At 56.1% G+C, this 17,768-nt stretch carries 15 protein-coding genes and 4 pseudogenes; 9 read left to right on the top strand and 10 right to left on the bottom strand.

Annotated elements, in window-relative coordinates; genetic code table 11:
* Nucleotides 1-171: 171 nt before the first annotated feature.
* The 3 genes from H9K76_RS13960 to H9K76_RS13950 form a co-directional block, all read right to left on the bottom strand.
* Nucleotides 172-423, bottom strand: a complete 252-nt coding sequence (locus H9K76_RS13960) for a hypothetical protein (RefSeq protein ID WP_187596000.1) — start codon at nt 421-423, stop codon at nt 172-174.
* Nucleotides 407-916 (bottom strand): hypothetical protein, encoded by a 510-nt coding sequence (locus H9K76_RS13955; RefSeq protein WP_187595999.1) that lies wholly within the window; start codon nt 914-916, stop codon nt 407-409. Before H9K76_RS13955 ends, H9K76_RS13960 begins: the two co-directional genes overlap by 17 nt.
* Nucleotides 917-1,067: 151 nt before the next feature.
* A complete protein-coding gene (locus tag H9K76_RS13950) occupies nt 1,068-1,496 on the bottom strand; it encodes a hypothetical protein (RefSeq protein ID WP_187595998.1) in 429 nt (142 codons plus the stop codon).
* A gap of 356 nt (nt 1,497-1,852) precedes the next feature.
* On the opposite strand from H9K76_RS13950, the gene H9K76_RS13945 reads away from it, so the two are divergent.
* The 4 genes and pseudogenes from H9K76_RS13945 to H9K76_RS13930 form a co-directional block, all read left to right on the top strand.
* Nucleotides 1,853-2,119, top strand: coding sequence for a hypothetical protein (locus tag H9K76_RS13945; RefSeq protein WP_187595997.1), 267 nt, complete (start codon nt 1,853-1,855; stop codon nt 2,117-2,119).
* Between the two features lie 115 nt (nt 2,120-2,234).
* Nucleotides 2,235-2,855, top strand: coding sequence for a hypothetical protein (locus tag H9K76_RS13940; RefSeq protein WP_187595996.1), 621 nt, complete (start codon nt 2,235-2,237; stop codon nt 2,853-2,855).
* Between the two features lie 354 nt (nt 2,856-3,209).
* A protein-coding gene (locus tag H9K76_RS13935) for an IS5 family transposase (protein ID WP_246475019.1) occupies nt 3,210-3,975 on the top strand; the annotation gives its coding sequence in 2 pieces (ribosomal slippage) (nt 3,210-3,529 and nt 3,528-3,975; 768 coding nt in all).
* 20 nt (nt 3,976-3,995) lie between these two features.
* Nucleotides 3,996-4,256, top strand: a pseudogene (locus tag H9K76_RS13930) (transposase); the annotation flags it as partial.
* Between the two features lie 30 nt (nt 4,257-4,286).
* Here H9K76_RS13930 and H9K76_RS13925 read toward each other — a convergent pair.
* Together H9K76_RS13925 and H9K76_RS13920 are read right to left on the bottom strand one after the other, a co-directional pair.
* Nucleotides 4,287-4,880 carry an IS3 family transposase gene (locus tag H9K76_RS13925; RefSeq protein ID WP_246475017.1) on the bottom strand — a complete coding sequence of 198 codons (594 nt, stop codon included), beginning with the start codon at nt 4,878-4,880 and terminating at the stop codon, nt 4,287-4,289.
* A 223-nt stretch (nt 4,881-5,103) separates the two neighbouring features.
* Nucleotides 5,104-5,421 carry a DUF1153 domain-containing protein gene (locus H9K76_RS13920; protein WP_187595995.1) on the bottom strand — a complete coding sequence of 106 codons (318 nt, stop codon included), beginning with the start codon at nt 5,419-5,421 and terminating at the stop codon, nt 5,104-5,106.
* A gap of 45 nt (nt 5,422-5,466) precedes the next feature.
* Here H9K76_RS13920 and H9K76_RS13915 point away from each other — a divergent pair.
* The 4 genes and pseudogenes from H9K76_RS13915 to H9K76_RS13910 all read left to right on the top strand — a co-directional run.
* Nucleotides 5,467-6,443 (top strand): annotated as a pseudogene (locus H9K76_RS13915) (IS3 family transposase); the annotation flags it as partial.
* A 185-nt stretch (nt 6,444-6,628) separates the two neighbouring features.
* Nucleotides 6,629-6,826, top strand: a pseudogene (locus H9K76_RS23695) (ubiquitination-like system serine protease family protein); the annotation flags it as partial.
* 118 nt (nt 6,827-6,944) lie between these two features.
* Nucleotides 6,945-7,193 carry a hypothetical protein gene (locus H9K76_RS23470; protein ID WP_246475016.1) on the top strand — a complete coding sequence of 83 codons (249 nt, stop codon included), beginning with the start codon at nt 6,945-6,947 and terminating at the stop codon, nt 7,191-7,193.
* Nucleotides 7,120-7,530, top strand: coding sequence for a DUF2514 family protein (locus H9K76_RS13910; protein ID WP_246475015.1), 411 nt, complete (start codon nt 7,120-7,122; stop codon nt 7,528-7,530). Before H9K76_RS23470 ends, H9K76_RS13910 begins: the two co-directional genes overlap by 74 nt.
* Before the next feature lie 1,426 nt (nt 7,531-8,956).
* Here H9K76_RS13910 and H9K76_RS13905 read toward each other — a convergent pair.
* From H9K76_RS13905 to H9K76_RS13890, 4 genes are all read right to left on the bottom strand, one after another.
* The gene (locus tag H9K76_RS13905; protein WP_187595993.1) at nt 8,957-9,214 is read right to left on the bottom strand and encodes a hypothetical protein; all 258 of its coding nucleotides are present in this window, start codon (nt 9,212-9,214) and stop codon (nt 8,957-8,959) included.
* A gap of 385 nt (nt 9,215-9,599) precedes the next feature.
* Nucleotides 9,600-13,037 (bottom strand): Ig-like domain-containing protein, encoded by a 3,438-nt coding sequence (locus tag H9K76_RS13900; RefSeq protein WP_187595992.1) that lies wholly within the window; start codon nt 13,035-13,037, stop codon nt 9,600-9,602.
* A gap of 116 nt (nt 13,038-13,153) precedes the next feature.
* Nucleotides 13,154-14,911 carry a DUF11 domain-containing protein gene (locus H9K76_RS13895; RefSeq protein WP_187595991.1) on the bottom strand — a complete coding sequence of 586 codons (1,758 nt, stop codon included), beginning with the start codon at nt 14,909-14,911 and terminating at the stop codon, nt 13,154-13,156.
* A gap of 549 nt (nt 14,912-15,460) precedes the next feature.
* A complete protein-coding gene (locus tag H9K76_RS13890; RefSeq protein ID WP_187595990.1) occupies nt 15,461-15,727 on the bottom strand; it encodes a hypothetical protein in 267 nt (88 codons plus the stop codon).
* Between the two features lie 848 nt (nt 15,728-16,575).
* Here H9K76_RS13890 and H9K76_RS13885 point away from each other — a divergent pair.
* Entirely contained in the window at nt 16,576-17,007 is a 432-nt protein-coding gene (locus H9K76_RS13885; RefSeq protein ID WP_187595989.1) for a GNAT family N-acetyltransferase, read from the top strand.
* Between the two features lie 95 nt (nt 17,008-17,102).
* On the opposite strand, the pseudogene H9K76_RS13880 reads toward H9K76_RS13885, so the two are convergent.
* Nucleotides 17,103-17,749 (bottom strand): annotated as a pseudogene (locus H9K76_RS13880) (IS3 family transposase); the annotation flags it as partial.
* Nucleotides 17,750-17,768: the final 19 nt, after the last annotated feature.

Here is a 17,768-nt window from a genome sequence, read left to right as displayed (position 1 = left end):
ATATAGAGTACACCCCTAATATTTGGTGCTACCACTTTAATATTTCAAGTGCTTGGTGTTTGAAGATTTAAATCATAAGAATTTTTTTTGAAAAAATCAATGGAACTATCGATTGGTTTCAAGCGATCTAATTGCGCGCAAGGCCTTGTTATCTGATATTTTTCAGAAAATTCATTTCTGTTGGTTGTTGAGGTGGTCAACGTAGTCGTCAATGAAAGACTCATCGACATGTGGCAGTCCCTGTTGAAGCCAGAATCTCAGGCAGGCGATGAGATCCGCCTGATGGCGAAGGAAGTCTTTGAGTTCGTCGGGAAAGTTGAGGACCAGTGCGCCAGGATGATTGCTCCTAATGGTGAATTCGTGGACATCAGACTGCTCTACACGACGAATAGGCGGCTGCGGGCGGTCACGGAATGGCTTCATCCCCTCGAGACACAGTCATTGAGAACGTGCATGCGCTGAAGGTTCGGGACATCATGGACGCATCCACGATGCTGTTGGCGAAGTCGATCGCCTCAGGAAGGATGCGCACATGGATTGCCGGCACTGCGCTTGGTGGCTTGTGCTCAGTGATGCGCATGGCCGCGCGCAGCATCAGCACAACCGTGTTCAGGTCCCGCCATACCGAACTGCGAACATCCTCGCCTTCTGGCATCACGCTCCACAGCCCAGTGGTTATGTCCGTTGCCTCTACCACCAGCCCCTGAATCAGTTCAGGAGCGTCATGCTCGCTCCTGTCCACCAGGTTGAAAAGCAGGTCGCTCAGCTTGCGGATGTGAGGCAGCGAGAGCGCGAACCAGTCGGGCTGTTTAGGGCTGATTGGCTCGGCCTCAGGTGCCTGAGGCTGTTGTGTCGCCGGTACGGCCTTTGGGGCATGCGTTTTGCCCTTTGGTGAGCGTATGATAACCTCGACCATGGATCGACTCCTTAATTGCACTTGGTTTTGATCTAGAAGCCCTGAAGCGCGCTCACCTGCTTCAGGGCTTCGCCTTTTGTGGGGGGGGCCACTTTGCCGCGATCTGGTGGAAAACAGTAAGTGGTGTGCACCAATGATTCATGCCACTGGCTCACAGCAGTGCTCCCTGGGGCTCTGCAATGGGTGTTGCTACCTTCTTGGGGCGTTTAGCAGCCTTTGCGGCGGCACGCTGGGCGATTGCTACCTCTACCATTGGCTGAATCAGCTCGATAACCTTGACGTACCAACCTACGCGGTGGCCTGTGTGTTGCTGCTTTTCCGCCTGATTGGGAGCCATGGCACCGAACACTTTGCTCGCCTCGGTCAGAATCCATTTACTACGCGGCTGGCCCTTAGGCGTTTCCCGATGCTTCTTTACTTGGAAACCCAGTTGCTCGAGAGCACTGTTCACCATCTCGGAGGTGACACCGTTGCTCAGGTGTTCGGCAATCTCCTTGGGCGTTATTGGCGGGTTTTTTGTGACCGTGACATGCGTCAGAAGCGGCGTGTAGTCCAGACCCGTGACATTGCGCACTTCCACAAATCAGCACGATGCTGGACAGAGTGAGGATATATTGCTCGCCATCCGGATGGCGGGTGAACATGGGTTTTTGGACATGATGCTCTTCAAAGACGTTGGCGGGCAGCGCGCTCGACCTCGGTGCGGTGCTCGATGTGTGAACGGCAGGTGCTGGATGTGATTGCGCCAGAGCAGGCCTTCGGCCCAACGAGCAGAAAGCAGAAGGCCTTCCTTGCGGCGCATGCAAACCAAGTTGTAGAAGATGAGGAGGGCGTTCATACCCGCCTCCAGATGTGCGCTCAGTATTGCGACGGACACGCCGCGACGATGCCTCGAATGGAGTCATTGAGTACCTCTGTGGAACGTTGGAGGCACGCTTGCGTGCAGGCAAAAAAAAGCTCGCACGGATGGCGAGCTGGGTGAAAAAAACCGCTGTCTTGAAGACTGCCGATTTAAGCCAACAGGGTTATGCTGGCATAGAGGGGGGGCAAACTGAATCGGCGCGGTGCAAACTGTATTTAGGAATATTTATAGCACGCGTAAAATCAGTAGATAGCGTGAATCGAAAACTTTTTTTTGTTCTCAACATGCTTGGCGCTGCTTTTCCAAAACATGGAGTGCTTAAGCAAAGAACTTCAGTTTGACCTGCATGGGTAGGGCTTTCGCGCTGGGATTTGCCGCTCTTGTGCACGGCTGCAACCCTGTGTAGATTTCCAACGGACCGTAGTTTGAGGCAGGTAGTTTTTCTGGAGTAGCAGGATGCGATGGACCCAAAATTTAATGATTCTGGCGGTAGTGGTTTCCTTCCACGTCCATGCCCAGAATGCGCCGACAGCCCCGCTAGACAACTCTGCAGCAAATTGCCGCTTCCCTACCCGCAATCCAGCTGATCCATGTCTAGATCGTTTCATGACGCCTGAACTTGATGCAGTCACTCACGCTATGTCGACACACTGGGAGCGTGTCCAGGCCTCGTTGGGTTCGGCCTACGCAGGTACATGGCTTGACTACGATTCCAATGACAAGGCATATCAAGTAGTTGCACTCACGCGCCCGATGCCCATCGACAAGGACTACGCGACACAAGCACGCCTGAAAACCGTCTACGTCACGTACAGCGATGCAGAACTACAAGCTGTTAGCAACGACATTGCTCAGCGGTTCATGCTTCCGTTCACTAAACGAGAAGAGATTCGTATTACTTCGGTTGGTCCGGACGTGAAAAACAACTGTGTCAGGGTGGATGTCCTTAAAAAGGAACTGGAAAACATTGGCAATCAACTGACCCAAGCAGGCTACAACATGAACTTGATTTGCCTTCGCGAAGGTCAACTCATCACAGTTGGTGTTGGCAATTCGGTAAAGGTGCTGCAGGATTGAACGGATTTCATCAGTATCAACTGTCTCCTGTTTGAAACCTACAGCGCCTGCCCGTGGCGCTCTGGGTTTGCCCCTCATGAGAAAGGCTCCGACCGTATCTTTCCGGCCTGTCAGCGCTTTCACGCTGGGCTTTGCTGTTCTTGGCAACCCTGTTTGCCTCACCCTTTCAACCTTGCCAGGTCGCAGCGGGACACTGCTGAAGAGCTGCAGCCATGCCTGCAAATGTGAGATAGCCCCCTGAATCTCCGGACACGGTCTATCGCGTATCTTCAGGATAGGCATAGGACTGTGAATATGACTAGGGCCTGTTAACACTAATTGCGATGGCTGAAATTGTGATTGACACTGCTAGGCATGGAGATCACCGCCGAGCAATTCGCACTCATCGAGCACTGTCTTCCGAGGCAGCGCGGCAATGTCAGCATGACTAACTTGCAAGTCATCAACGCCGTGCTGTACGTGGCCGAGCATGGTTGCAAGTGGCGCGGCCTGCCAAAGCGGTTCGGAAACTGGCACACGGTCTACACCCGTATGCGCCGATGGGCCAAGGCGGGAGTGCTGGACAAGATGTTCGAGGAACTCCAGCGCGAGCAGGTGGTGCGCATCCGCATCGAGGCTGTGTCGCTGGACAGCACCAGCATCAAGGTGCATCCCGATGGAACCGGCGCTTTAAAAAAACGGACCGCAAGCCATTGGAAAGTCCCGAGGCGGATGGAACACCAAGGTTCATCTGGTTGCCGCGGATGCTCGAACGGCCGTGACGTTTTGCTTGTCGCCCGGACAGGCGCATGACGCAGCCGAAGGAAGGCGGTTGCTCCAGACTCTCGGCCCAACAAGTCGGCCGGTGCACCTGCTCATGGATCGAGCCTACGAGGGCAAACAGACGAGGCAACTGGCGCTTGACCTGGGCTTCATTCCGGTTGTGCCGCCAACCAGGAAGCGCCTGGACCCGTGGGAGTATGACCGTGAGATGTACAAGCGGCGCAACGAAGTCGAGCGGTTGTTCCGACGGCTCAAAGGTTACCGCCGCATCTTCTCGCGCTTCGAGAAGCTCGACGCGATGTTCCTCGGCTTCATCAGCTTCGTGCTGGTAGCCGACGGGCTTCGTGGTTTGTGTTAACACGCCCTAGGCATACAGAGATGATTGAAGTCATTACCCGAGATCAGCGCAGACGACGCGGGTCGGCAGCAGAGAAGGCGGCCTTGGTTCGCAAGACGTATGAACCAGGCATGAACGTATCGCTCGTGGCTCGTCAGGAGGGCGTGTCGGCAAGCCTGCTGTTCACTTGGCGCCGTCTGGATCGCGAAGGCGCGTTGGTTGCAGTGAGCGCAGGAGAAGCGGTTGTGCCGGCGTCGGAGCTGGCCGCAGCCCGCGCCGAGATTGCCAAGCTGCAACGCGTGTTTGTATTGACCCAGCGGTTTCTGCACAGGTCAGGCTGCTAAAGCATAAGTCTCAGCAGGGGTCTTCATGCCCAGCGCCTGGTGAGGGCGCCGGTGGTTGTACCAGCCGATCCAGTCCGCGATCAAGCGGCTGGCGTGCTGCAGGGTTTCAAACCGATGGCGGTGCACACACTGGTCCTTGAGCGTGCGGATCACGCGCTCGACCATGCCGTTCTGTTCAGGGCTGTACGGAGTGATGAACTCCTGCTGCAGGCCGTAGCGCTTGACCAGGGCCGTGTAGCTGCGGCTGGTGAACACCAGGCCGTTGTCCGACCTCAGCAAGAACGGATGCTTGACCTTGCCCAGACAGCCGTAGCGTGCAATCAGGGCTTGTTCCAGCGCTGACTCGGCCGTCTTCGATTTCCCGCTGCGCGACAGGTGCCAGCCCAGCAACTCGCGGCTATAGCAGTCGATCACCAGGGCCAATGAGGCCCAGCCATCGCGCCCCGTCCACACACGGCACAGGTCAGTGGCCCAACGTTCATCGGGCGCCTTGGCCACCGAGGGAAAGGCCTGGATGCGAGGTCTGAAGCCCACTGGCCGCTTGCGCACCTGCCAGCCTTTGATCTGGAAGATGCGCTGCACGGTGTTCTTTCGAACCCAAGCAGGTGGGCCACCGTGCGGTAGCCAAACGAGGGGTTCTCCTCAATCAGGGCCTTGATGTGGTGAACCAGATGCTCCTGCACCTTGGGGGCCGATTTGGCGCTGCGGTAGTACACCGTGCGCCTGGGGATCTTGAACCACTGGCATAGCTTGACCAAGCTGACCAGCACACCGTCTTCGGCCAATCCCTGCTGAAGGCTGAGGATCATTTCTCGTCCTCGTTGCCCAGCAGGGATGCCAGCTTTTTTCTGGCGCGCAACTCCAACATGGCCTCACCGTAGGCCTGCTGTAGATCACTGAGCTGGCGCTCGTACTGCTCTTTGATTTCAAGGGGCTTGCTACGCAGCGCGTTCTCCATACCGCGTTTGCCTTCATCGACCCACTGTTCAACCTCGGAAGGATTGAGGTCGTAGGCCCGGCTGGCTTCCGAGACTGTGGTCTTTCCTTGAATGATGTCCAGAACCAGGGTCGTCTTGCGCTTGGCCGTCCAGCGTTTGATGTCGTCTTCCATCAGGGTGCTCATCGTCGTTTCCTTCAACGTTAACACCTGTGCAGGAATTCACTGGGTCAATACATGTTGGGCAAGAAGACCTTGGAGAATGAGATCCTCAAGGAAGCTGTGGAGATCGCTGCCTCAAAAAAGTGGATTGCGCGCTCACCCTTGTTGCCCGGGGACGAGCAATGAAATCGGTCTGCTCGGTGCTGGGTGTGGCGCGCTCGAATCTGCATGTGTGGCATCACCGCAGCGGTGACTACAGAAATGGACGCTGTGGCCGCACGCATGCCCAGGATGAGGCATTGCTGGCCGACATACGACGTCACATCGCCGATCTGCCCAGCTATGGTTATCGCAGGGCTGGTGCGCTGCTCAATCGAGAAAGGCGCTCGCAAGGTCTGAGCATGTTCAACCACAAGCGCATCTACCGCATCATGGCGCGGCATCAACTGCTGCTGCCCAAAGCACCCAAGCGTCGGCATTCGAGCCGCGTTCACGATGGCCAAGTCAGCGTACCGATGAGCAATGTGCGCTGGTGCTCCGATGGTTTCGAGATCAAGTGCGATTCGGGAGAGACGGTCACCGCCACCTTCGCCAAGGACTGCTGCGATCGGGAGATACTGGCGTGGCGGGCCTGGGAGGGCAAAGGGCTGTCAGGTGAACCGGTGCGCGATATGCTGGAGGAAGCAGTGGAGCGGCGCTTTGGCACGGTTGAGGCCATCCCCCAGACGTGCGAACTGGAGTTCCTCACCGACAATGGCACCGCCTATATCGCACATGAGACACGCGGCATTGCCAGATCGTTGGGCCTGAAGCCAATCAACACGCCGGTTTGCAGTCCGCAGAGCAATGGCATGGCCGAGAGCTTCGTGAACACCTTCAAGCGCGACTACATGAGCCGCATGGACCTGTGCGACGCACCGACGGTGCTGGCGCAGTTGCCAGACGCGTTCGAGCACTTCAACGAAATCCATCCACACTCGAGTTTGAAGATGATGTCGCCCAGGGAATTCCGAAGACGGCAGAATCACCCCGCCCACGAGGGCTAATGTAGCGAATGGACAGTGTCCGGGACTACAGAGGCAAGATCAATCAAGCCATGATCGAAGGGCTGCAGGAGCAGATCAAGCAGCTCAAGGAACGCAACGAGCTGATGGGCGCGAAGGACACAGCGGACAAGGCCGCCGAGTAACAGGAGAGGTCAAGGATCAGTTCACCGATACCGTCAAGCAGGTTGACGCGAACGGCGAGATCTGCGAGGCGGGGCTATGAAACCTGTGGTCTGCTGCGCTTTCATTGCCCTGGCTGTAATACCAGCCACGCCGTTCAACACGGCAGTGACTTCGGCCCTAACTGGGAATGGAATGGATCACTCGCAAAGCCGACATTCACGCCCTCGGTGCTTGTCACCTACGAGGGCAAGGACTCAGGCCGCGATGGCGCTCCGCTGGCTGTGTGCCATTCATTCGTGACAGACGGGCGAATTCAGATCCTGACCGACTGCACTCACGCATTGGCGGGCAGACCGTCGATCTTCCGGAGTGGCCGACATGACCACGAACCTCAAGGTATTGGTCGCCCTGGCCATCTTCGCCACGGGGCTGGCCGCCGGCTGGGTCGTCAACGGCTGGCGCAAGGATGTGGAGATATCGCGTATTCGCGTCTCGAACGCGGAGATCCTGCGCGGCATTGCGAACAAGACAGACGCCGCTGTACGCGCATTCCGTGCCACTGAAACAGCGTGGCGCACCCGAATCGAAAAGGAGAAAGGAGGCTTCCGATGGCAAAGCCCACATTGATGCTGCGCGCCGCGACGCCGGCACTGCTCGCGCTGCTTCTCACCGCCTGCGCGACGAACTCGCCCGTTATCGCGCCGCCGCCCGAGCCGCCAGCAATCCCGGCTCTGCCGCTACAGGCCCGCCAGCCGCCGACGCCCTCGATCTGCTCGCCGACCTGCTCAGCCGGGCTGACGCGCGAGCGGCAGAGTTGGCGGAATTCGCTGACGCGGCCCACGCCGCAGGACTCACCTGCCAGCGCAGCTACGACGCGTTGACCAAACAGAGCCGGCCGGATGCTGGCGCCACTGAACCAAACTTGAATCCGAGACGAGTGGCCGCCCGGCTCATCAATCAGTGACACGGTAAGCGCTCAAAAAATCGAAAGATGAATTTGTGCACATGAATTGTCTGAAAACAGCCAAAATGTCATCTTTTGATTGATATGTATCAAATTTCTTCCTTAAGGCATAGATCATGAAAGTTTCAGTTTGCGCTAAGGCCATTTCGCTGTTGTCGGTAACGATGGCAAGTCATGCATTCGCGGCAGATTGCACGAACGGTGTGAATGCGACGGGTAGTTGTACTGTGCCAGTCGGAGTGAGCAGCATCGTCATTGAGGTTTGGGGAGGCGGCGGCGGAGGCGGCGCCAATGCCGAAGCCTTCAGTGGTGGCGGCGGAGGTGGTGGTAGCTATTGCAAGAACACATTTGCAGTTGCAGCTGGGACGATCCTGAATGTCCAAACAGGTGAAGCTGGTGGTCTATCCCGAGGTGGGGGGATTTCATCCGTGACTGGAGATGGTGTATCCGGTATGACGGCCAATGGCGGGGGCGGCGGAGGCAATGCGAGTTTTGGTGGTGCTGGAGGTCCTGGCGGAGGCGCTGGGTCAGTTCAAGGTGGAGTCGGCGGAACCGGAGGGAAGGGTGTCGATGGCAATCCCGGACAACCGGGTGCCGTTGGGCAAGTGGGTGCACCCGCTACCAACGATCCCAATAACCCATCGCGTGGAGGGAAGGGTGGCGATGGAGCTTATGGGGGAGATGGCGGCATAGGCGGCAATGGTGGTGGAGGCGGAAGCGGCATCACTGGCGGCGCCGGTGGTGCGGGTGGCGTAGGCGGCGTTGGTGGTAATGGAGGCGTAGGCGGCAAAGGCGGTCCTATGGGGACTGAGAGTCCTCCGGACTTCATCTATCGAACCGGTGGCGATGGTGGCAACGGAGGTGGCGGCGGTGAGGGGGGCGTTGGTGGTTCAGGAGGTCCGGGAGGGAGCGGTGTGACTCCAGGGATGGGGGGGCAAAGAGCTTGGGGCGGCTTTGGCGGGCGTGCCGCAGAAGGGGGTGATCCAGGCGAAGCAGGCGAACCTGGGAATGCTCGTTCCCCCTATGGAGGGACACCCGGGAAGATTGGTTTGCCAGGCTTGCCAGGCGACTTAGGCAGCGCCGGGACTCAGATCGATAATCTGTCGGCATGTGTTGGGGGAGAATCGGGCGGTGCCGGCCAAGGTTCTAATGGTGGCGTAGCGGGTGGCCCTCAAGTAAGCGCCGGAGGTGGTGGCGCTGCTGGTGCAGTCGGCCAAGCTGGTATGGTGCGATTGAGTTTCAAAGTGACTGGTCCTTCCGGGACGGCGCAACCTGTTCCTAGCTTGTCGGTTGTGTCGTTGATGGCCCTCACATGCGTTGTTGGTCTACTGGGGTGGCGTCGTCGTTTTCGCGCTTGATGTCGGTGTGAATACTCCGTATCAGTAACTATCTCTGTGCTCGATTTCTTGAAGTCGATGCACAGGTTTTAAGTGTGTATTGCGAGTCTCTGCAGGCCTGCGATGTTTGTCGGGATGAGCAATTTTTCCCGAAAACCCAAGCCGACGCCCAGCTCCGCCGCGATCTCGCGGATCGATTCGAAGGCCTCGAGGTGGTCGCAGAACTCCGCGCGGATCTTAGGCGGCGAGACGCCGAAGTGAGCGCGCTGTGTGACCTGGCCAACGCCGACGCGGCGCTGCTGGGGGAGCAAGGTCGTGCATGCATGGTTGATGTGCTCGATCTTCACTGAATCGAAAAAAATTCGATCTTCGAGCCGCCCTGAATGTTGGCGGCGGAACTTTTTTGCGTTACCAGAAAGGCAAAAAAAGTACATTCAAGTGGCCCGATTTCAGCCTGTATTTGATCGAGCTATTTCGGGGGGGCTCACTACTGCTCTAGAGTCGCCGATCGCGCGGCCTTTGAAATTGAGGCAATGCACGGGAGCTTCTTTTCCTCCTCGCTTTCTGGTGTACAGGACACAAACTTCGGTCACGGATGTCCACCATCTGCAGGCGACTGCGATATTCCACCCAACGGTTCAAAAGTGTCTAGCGAAGCCGGGGCGATTCAGTCCAAGCATGTAAGGCCCGGCTTCCCGGGCCGTTTCAAACTACGCAGAATTGATTGGAAGCTTACGCTTCGTCATCTATCTGCCTTCGGGCAAAGCACACACCCAGCACAGCCATGAGTGCCATCAGAGCAGCAAGCAGAGCATTACTCAGTACAGGGACTGGCATTGGCGAGGATTTACCCACAAAAACTGTGACCATGGCTTCCTTACACACCGTGGCGTTAGGAGCAGCCAGACACACCTCGTAGGTGTAGGTATCGGTGCCAGTGAACCCCGGGTTTGGCGTGTAAGTGCATGCGCCTGCAGAACAACTGACAGCACCGTTCACCGGTGGTTGGGTGCTCGTGGGCTTTACGCTGCCTGGGTCAATGCTTCCACCCCCGATAGGCATATCGTTTGCCACGACTGGTGTTGAGACAGGTGCCCCGACTGGGGTGGTGGCAGTATCAGGATTGGCCTGGATGCCCGGAGAGGCGGCAGTGATCGTCACAGTAACCGAAGTTTCTCCGCATACCGTGGCGTTAGGAGCAGCCAGACACACCTCGTAGGTGTAGGTATCGGTGCCGGTGAACCCCGGGTTTGGCGTGTAAGTGCATGCGCCTGCAGAACAACTGACAGCACCGTTAGCTGGTGGCTGAGTGCTCGTGGGTTTTACGCTGGATGGGTCGATGCTTCCACCCCCGATAGGCATATCGTTCGTCACAACTGGTGTTGAGACAGGTGTCCCGACTGGAGTGGTGGCCGCATCAGGATTGGCCTGGATGCCAGGAGAAACATTCACCGTGACGGTAGTTTCACTACAAACCGTCGCATTGGGTGCTGCCAAGCAAACCTCGTAAGTATAGGTGTCGGTTCCGGCGAACCCCGGATTTGGCGTATATGTGCACGCACCTCCAGAGCAACTGACCGTCCCGTTAGCTGGTGGCTGAGTGCCCGTAGGCTTTACGCTGGCTGGGTCAATGCTTCCACCTCCGATGGGCATATCATTCGTCACAACTGGCGTTGAGACGGATGTCCCGACTGAAGTTATGGCCGTATCTGGATTTGCCTGGACGCCTGGATTGACGGTCACAGTGACCGTGGTTTCGCTACACACCGTGGCGTTAGGATCAGCCAGACACACCTCGTAGGTATAGGTATCGGTGCCAGTGAATCCCGGGTTTGGTGTATACGTGCACGCGCCAGCAGAACAACTGACAGTACCGTTGGTCGGAGGCTGGGTTCCCGTGGGCTTTACGCTGGATGGGTCGATGCTTCCACCTCCAAGAGGCGTGTCGTTAGTCGCAACTGGGGTGGTAATTGGTATGCCGACTGCAGTGGTGTCGTTATCAGGATTGGCAACGACTGCTGAATTCACCACGCGTACACGATGATCCTCGATTTCGCCATCGGCGGCAAAGCCCAGAGCCCGGGCATCCTCACCGCTGCGTATCGTCACATTAGCCGCTGGAAACAACTCATTGTACGGACTGGAGCCGGTCTTGGTAGTGATGCGCAGACGAATGTAGCGATAGCCCTCGGTCAAGCCGCTGACGGCGGGCCATGAGAGCGAAATCACACCACTGCCACCTGCAGCGGCTGGAGTGCTAGCGTATTCACTGGTTTCAAAAATCCCGTTGTCGTTCCAATCTACCCAGGCATGAACTGTGGCCGTTGTACCGGTCTGATTGGTATATGCCACCTGCATTGCGTAGGTCGTCTGAGTGGTAAGAATACCTGGTAGATCACCGCCGGCCATGGTCACGGCTGTCAAATTGCCCATGGGTCCAGTGGCTTGGGTTATCCCGTCTTCCTCCAACGTTAGTGGCGAGGCAATGAAATCGCCGTTCGCCCCCACATTGGCGGCCCCGCTTACTACATTTTTTGGTAGATCATCACTGGCCTGCGGCGGCAGAGCACCTAGGAACAGGATGTTGTTGGTATAGGCGTGCATGGCTTGGTTGCTTCCGCCGCCGTTTTCATAGACGCTTGGAGCGTCCCCATTGTCAAAGCCCGTTGCGCCGCAAATATTCACCACGGGAGTCTGGCTGCAGTTGAAGGCGTTTTGGGTCGCACCTGCGATTACGCCATCGCCCATACTCCCATTCACTTGGTGACCGACATAGCAAAACTGAGCGCTGTCCTTAGGCAGATAGACCATGGTATGTCCACCAACTTCGACCAACCGAGCGGGAAGCGCTCCCCCGGTGGTAACCGGTTGCCCCAAATGGAAGACCGTGTTTGAGCCCACACTAACCCCACCCGTGGTTGTCGCGCGGCCGATCATGCCGTTATGGTTACTTCCCCACGTATAGACCGTGTCGTTGACAGTGATCAAAGCACCCGCCGCGCCACCACTAGAGGTAGTGGTGCCCGAATCGTGTTCCTGCACGCTGAAAGACTTTACTTTGCCGCGCCACGTAGCTTCTGCCTCCCCAAACCCATGAACCACCTGCCAGGTAGTCACCTCGGGTGTAGTTTCAGGCAGGTTAGCACCCAATTGACGCTGATTATTGGCGCCTACCGAATACAAGGTGCCCGTGGTAGAGAGCACAAACATCGTGCTGGAGACAGCATTGCCAGTCACACCAATCATCTTCGGAGTGATATCCGCCCCTCCCTCTTGTGGCAGAGTCATCAGTGTTGCAAAGGGCGTGGGCGTGGCTGTGATGCCGTTACCGAAGTAAGGCTTGTTGCCCCAGGCATAAAGCTTGCCATCTGCTGTCTGAGCCATCATTGCGCCCAACGTTGTAGGGCTGCCTGACAATCCGCCGACTTGGCCTCGGACAGCCACTACATTACTTAAATCGGTGACGGAGTCGATCTTGACGCGATGCCATTTGTTGTTGCTGGCCGTATCAGTCGTGCCGTCGCCACGAAAGTTAGTAAAGCCCGCCTCAGCGTGGTTGACCAGTACCCACAACTGTCCGCCATGTGCTGGCTTGGTGACAACAGCCAACATGCGATAGCTGCCAAAAAGTTGGGACACGTCTGTTGGGCTGACGCCCGGTGGCAACCCATCCGCCTTGCCATCCACGGCAAAGGCTGCAGCCCGGGTGGCGCTTTTAACTGATGAGTTAAGAATAAGAGGGAAACCCCAGGAAAACAAACCTTGCGTTGTCAGTGCTACGGTTTGTTCCGTGGCGTTGGCGCTAGCCACTGTGATCAGTAGCGGTTCGCCAACTAAGCCTACCTGGCCGCTCGGCCAGTTGCCTCCTGCGGCCTCCCATGTACTGCCGGCTTTAATATCCAGTGGTCGTGGCACCGAACGGCCATCGTAGGTCGTTCCAGTCGCTCCAGTCGACCCGAGAGAACCCATCGTAGCGCCCCAGCCGGCCCAAGAACCATCGGTGCGTTGGACAGCTGTTTGGTGAAAAGAACTAACAATATGATCGTAAGACTTGTCGGGATCGCAGGTCTGTGCGAAAGCCTGCGATCCGACTACCAATGTCACCGCAATAGCCCGCCTCATCCACGATGCATTTGATCGTTGAATTGACGATATGTACTTAGCGATCATTGAATCTCTCCTGGGAAAAGTGAATCGAAAGCGCTCTGCGCGCGACGCTTTGGATGTCAGCAGAAACATGCGAAACCGCTTCGAATCAATTGATTCGAGGCGGTTTGCTTTGCAGGTTAATTGACGCGTTGACGGCGGCGTAAGGCTGCCGCGCCTATGCCCGCAGACAGCAGACCAAGCAAGCTCAGCCCTGCAAGGTCCATTACAGGAACAGGGGTGGCTGCACCCGCAATCGGGCCAGTCGCCACGGTGTCGCTATCGGTAGCGCTATTGTTGGCCGGTGTGGGGTCAGTCATGCCAGCTGGTGCTGCAATGGTCGCAGTACTTGACAGCGTGCCAGTCGCGGTAGAAGCCACCGTCGCCTTCACTGTGTATGTCACGCTGGCCCCCATGGGCAGGTTCACCGTGTCGTTGATGCTGCCGCTACCCGATGCAGTGCAGGTGCCGCCACCAGAGGCGGTGCAGGTCCAAGTTGCATTGGTAAGGGCTGCCGGCAACGTATCCGTCACCGTGGCACCCGTAACACCCGCAGGACCTGCATTGCTCGCGGTGACGGTGTAGGTCACGCTGCTGCCAGGGGTCACACTGGTTGCACCATTGGTGTTCGTGATAGAGAGATCCGCCGTGGGGGGGGTTACGACAGGATCAGCCCCCGTGCAAGTCGCAGTCACATAGAAGTCAGCGATAGCCGCCAAAGCGCAGGTACCACCATTGCAATCATTGGTATTTTGACCACCATCCAGCATGAAGCCAATGGTGTTCTGACCTTGCTGAAAGCCAGGGATGGCAGGTGTCGTTGCCGTTGAGAACGATCCATACCCATTGGGCATGTACAGGCCGGAGTTGTCAAAAACCGCAGCTCCGCCCACAGGCTGGACAAAAACAGTATTGCCGTAGTCATCAAATCCAAATCGGCCGTCCAATTTGATGCTCGCCAGATCCACGTTGTTGCCCACAGTGATGGGCTGGTTCATTTGGAATACAGAAGCGTGGAAACCAGCTTTGGCTTGACCTGTTGCTGACGGATAGGGCACGCCCGGGATATCGGTACCCGCAGGATCGGTGGTGCCTGGGCTGATCCAGCGAGCAGCCGTTGCCTGAGCAAGAGTGCTCGGATCAAAATAGCTACGATAGCGATAACTGTCGTACAGCGGCTGCTCCACATTCTCCAACGTGCCGGCGTTATTACGCCAGGTCCACTTCCAGTCACGCGCGTTGGTGGTGAACGGGCCGATGCGGACTGTGTCGCCGGCCACATTGCCCGCCGGGCACATCAAGGCTTCAGTGGGCTGCGGCGCTGGAGTATCCAGGCAGTCGGCTGTGATCTCGAAGTCGGCAATCACCCCAATGACATTGGAGGGCTGTGTGTCTGCGGCGAAAACGCTGCTGAGAGCTAAGCCAATGGTGTTGGGGCCGTAGTAAAAACCCAATCCGTTCGTGTCACCATCCAGCGACATCAGGGTGGCGGCAGCATCGTTGTTCATGCCTGCACCGGAGCCAGCAGTGGTGCGAATCCAGTTGGTGGCGCCAGATGGAGTGGTGTCGGGCTTGACCAGGAACAAGGCATTATTGTCAAAGCCCCCTGTCCCCCGGATCTTGATAGACGACAGATTGACATTGCTGGCAATGTTGATTTTTTCGTTGTAGGTGAAAGACACGCGGCCAGCCACCAGCGCACCATTGGCGACGTTACCGTTGGTAATCACGGATGGGCTCTCGCCAAACGAAATCCAGTCGCCTTGAATCGGTCCTGTCAGTGTCGACCCGGGCAGCGCGCTGGCAGCGGCAAGGTGATTGGTCGTTGTTTTGTCAAACCATCCAGACCATTGATAGTCATCCACCAGGGGGGCGGCGGGACCTGTAGGATCGCTCACGTAGCGCCCATCCGCCGTCCAGGTAGCCTTTGCAGTATGGATGCGTAATGGCGAACTTCCGGGGCCGCAGGAAAGTTGCGCCGCCTGTACGCTACCGAGACATCCGACACCCAGTAATACAGACAATGCCGAAATATTTTGGCACGCTCGCCAACTTCCGGCAGATCTTAGTTTGCGGAATGCGTATGTCATAAAAATCCTTTCATTCTTAGATAATTAATAGATGCAATCTATTGGGGAAGACTATAAGACAGTCCTTGATATGTTTACTTTCACAAGTCACTTCGATGATTTGGTTAATTACGCACTTTTTTGCTTATATGTTGTTTTGCTTTATTTAATACTTTTTTGTTGCGATAAAACGCCAGATGGAAGCCATCGTGCTTCAGGTATCGATGGCCATGTGGATGCCGAGTGTTCCCGTGCAAGATGTCGGGGGAGACTCCTTGTCAATTACATGAGGGGCCAGCCACTCTACAATGACTGGAACAGCCCGCGTGGTCGCACGCAGTATGCGCATTCGACAATGAGAACCAGGGGCAGCCGTGTTCATTTGTTGGATTTATGGCGATCTGCTTGATAACCAAAGCTTCTTGTCACTCTGGTGATGTGATATCCGAGTTTTGCTAGCCTCTGTTCGTTTGTTACATTGGATTCAACTTCAAGAATTATTCCAAGATGAGCCTGAGCATAAATAACAAGATGAAAAGTGCAAATTTCTCGTGATGGCTCTTTTCCTAATTCAAAAATAGAAAAATAGGCAATATCGGGATATCCTTTACGTGAAGCCGTATAAGTTATTTTTATTTTTTTCATACAAGTTTCAACAGATACAAGCACCACCGAGGGGAAAAATTTACGATTGAATTCGTTATTTATATAGATATCGCACCACAGGCCACTCTTCTAATTTTCATGTTTCTTTGCTTTTTCAACCCATGAGGTTCGACAGAGGGTCGTAAACACCGATTGTCTGCTAGCGTCAACCATACCCTGCACCAATCTAGCGATAGTGAAAACGGGGACTGGCCTGATATATAGAATGGCTGGACAAGGCCAACATCGAGGCTGATCAAGGAATGATTTCATTGAGGAGCCACCTGCACTTGATGCCGCGCCCCATTGCCTAAAGCGAGCAGAAAACACTCCCAAGAGCCCCCAGCCTTAAAAACTAAGACTTTGGCGGAGCATCCTTCAGCACGGATAGTTTGCGCGCCAGAGGGCGTTGATTGTGGGACTTTCTACAGCATCACTAGCGATCACCTCTGATATCGGCCTTCACCGACACGACGACAATATTGAGTTCACGGACATCCGCTACAAATCGAGAGTGATTTGAGACTTTGATTGCGGCTCCAGTAATCCTACACTGACTGCAGCAATAGTTGTCTCGTGATTTGTGCTCAGTGGACTTCAATTGCCCAATTATCCGAGCCAGTTCATATTCGCAATCGACAACCGCTGCCTGCCACGAGGGACTCTTTGGTTGAAAACGCTTTGACCACCTCAATATGGACCATGTACGTAGAATGGCGGGGGCTAAAAACGTCCGTTCCGTATGATTGAGTCCCTTTCGACGCCTCCAAAGGACTTGTCTGACGGGAGAGAAAAAATTCGACTATGTGTATGTAAGAATTACGCCTCTATTCAAACTCGGCAGATTCATGAATACGAACTCCAGCGCCGCTCTCGTCATTCGACGACTTTCCTCAGCTGAATGGCCCCAAGCCTTCTCTGTTATCTCGGAGTTGCGCAAGCTTGAAGAAGCCGATTTTCTCCGAAGGGCCCTCAGACAATCCCATTCCGGGTATGAATTGGTCGGAGCCTTCAGGGGCAGCGAACTTATCGGCGTCTTGGGAATGCGACCAGTCCACACCTTGGCACGCGGAGCGTATCTGCATGTCGATGATTTGGTGGTCGCAGCGGAAGCACGGGGAAGCGGTACAGGAGATGCCCTGATGGAATTTGCTGAGGCGGATGCACGCGCACGCGAAATGAGTGCCGTAGTTCTCGACGCGAGACCAGAATCCGTCGCGTTCTATGAGCGTCGAGATTTCGTGCTTCATCCTGCGCCGACGATGAAAAAGATCCTCTAATCACGCGCCGCACACACTGCTGGCATTCGTCTGAAAGCAGCTCTCCTTTGACCTCTCCTGGCCGGGTCCGTGAATCACACCGGTTTTGGTGGAGGCTAGTTAGTTGAAGTACAGGTTTCAATCTTCACAAATTTGGCAACTTGCCGCCAGTAGTGTGCCTCAGCTTGTGCGGGCGGTATATGCCCGATGGGTTCCAGCAACCGCTCGTGGTTAAACCAGTGCACCCATTGCAAAGTGGTCAGCTCAAGGGATTCACGCGTTTTCCACGGCCCGCGCTTGTAGATAACCTCCGTTTTTATAGACCGTTGATGGTCTCGGCCAGCGCGTTGTCATAGGAATCGCCGGTGCTCCCCACAGAAGACATCAGCCCCGCTTGTACAAGACGCTCGGTGTAGCGTAAAGAAAGGTATTGGCTACCCTTGTCGGATTGATGTACCAAACCACCATCGTGCGGCGCAGGTTGCCTGTCATAGAGGGCTTGCTCCAGTGCATCGACCACAAAGTCTGTACGCATATGGCTGCTCACCCGCCAGCCCACTATCCGGCGGGCATAGACATCAATCACAAAGGCTACGAACATCTGGCCCTGCCATGTCGACACGTAGGTGAAGTCCGCCATCCACAGCTGGTTTGGGCGCTCAGCATTGAACTGACGATTGACTAGGTCCAGCGGGCATGGCCTTGCAGCATCTGGGCGCGTCGTGCGCACCTTCTTGCCACGCCGTGCCCCTTCCAGACCGACTCCGCCAGCAGCCGAACGG

The sequence above is a fragment of the Diaphorobacter ruginosibacter genome (assembly GCF_014395975.1).
GTDB lineage: Bacteria > Pseudomonadota > Gammaproteobacteria > Burkholderiales > Burkholderiaceae_C > Diaphorobacter_A > Diaphorobacter_A ruginosibacter.
The sequence above is the reverse complement of the archived record's forward strand: the minus strand, read 5'-3'. Positions and strand labels throughout refer to the sequence as shown.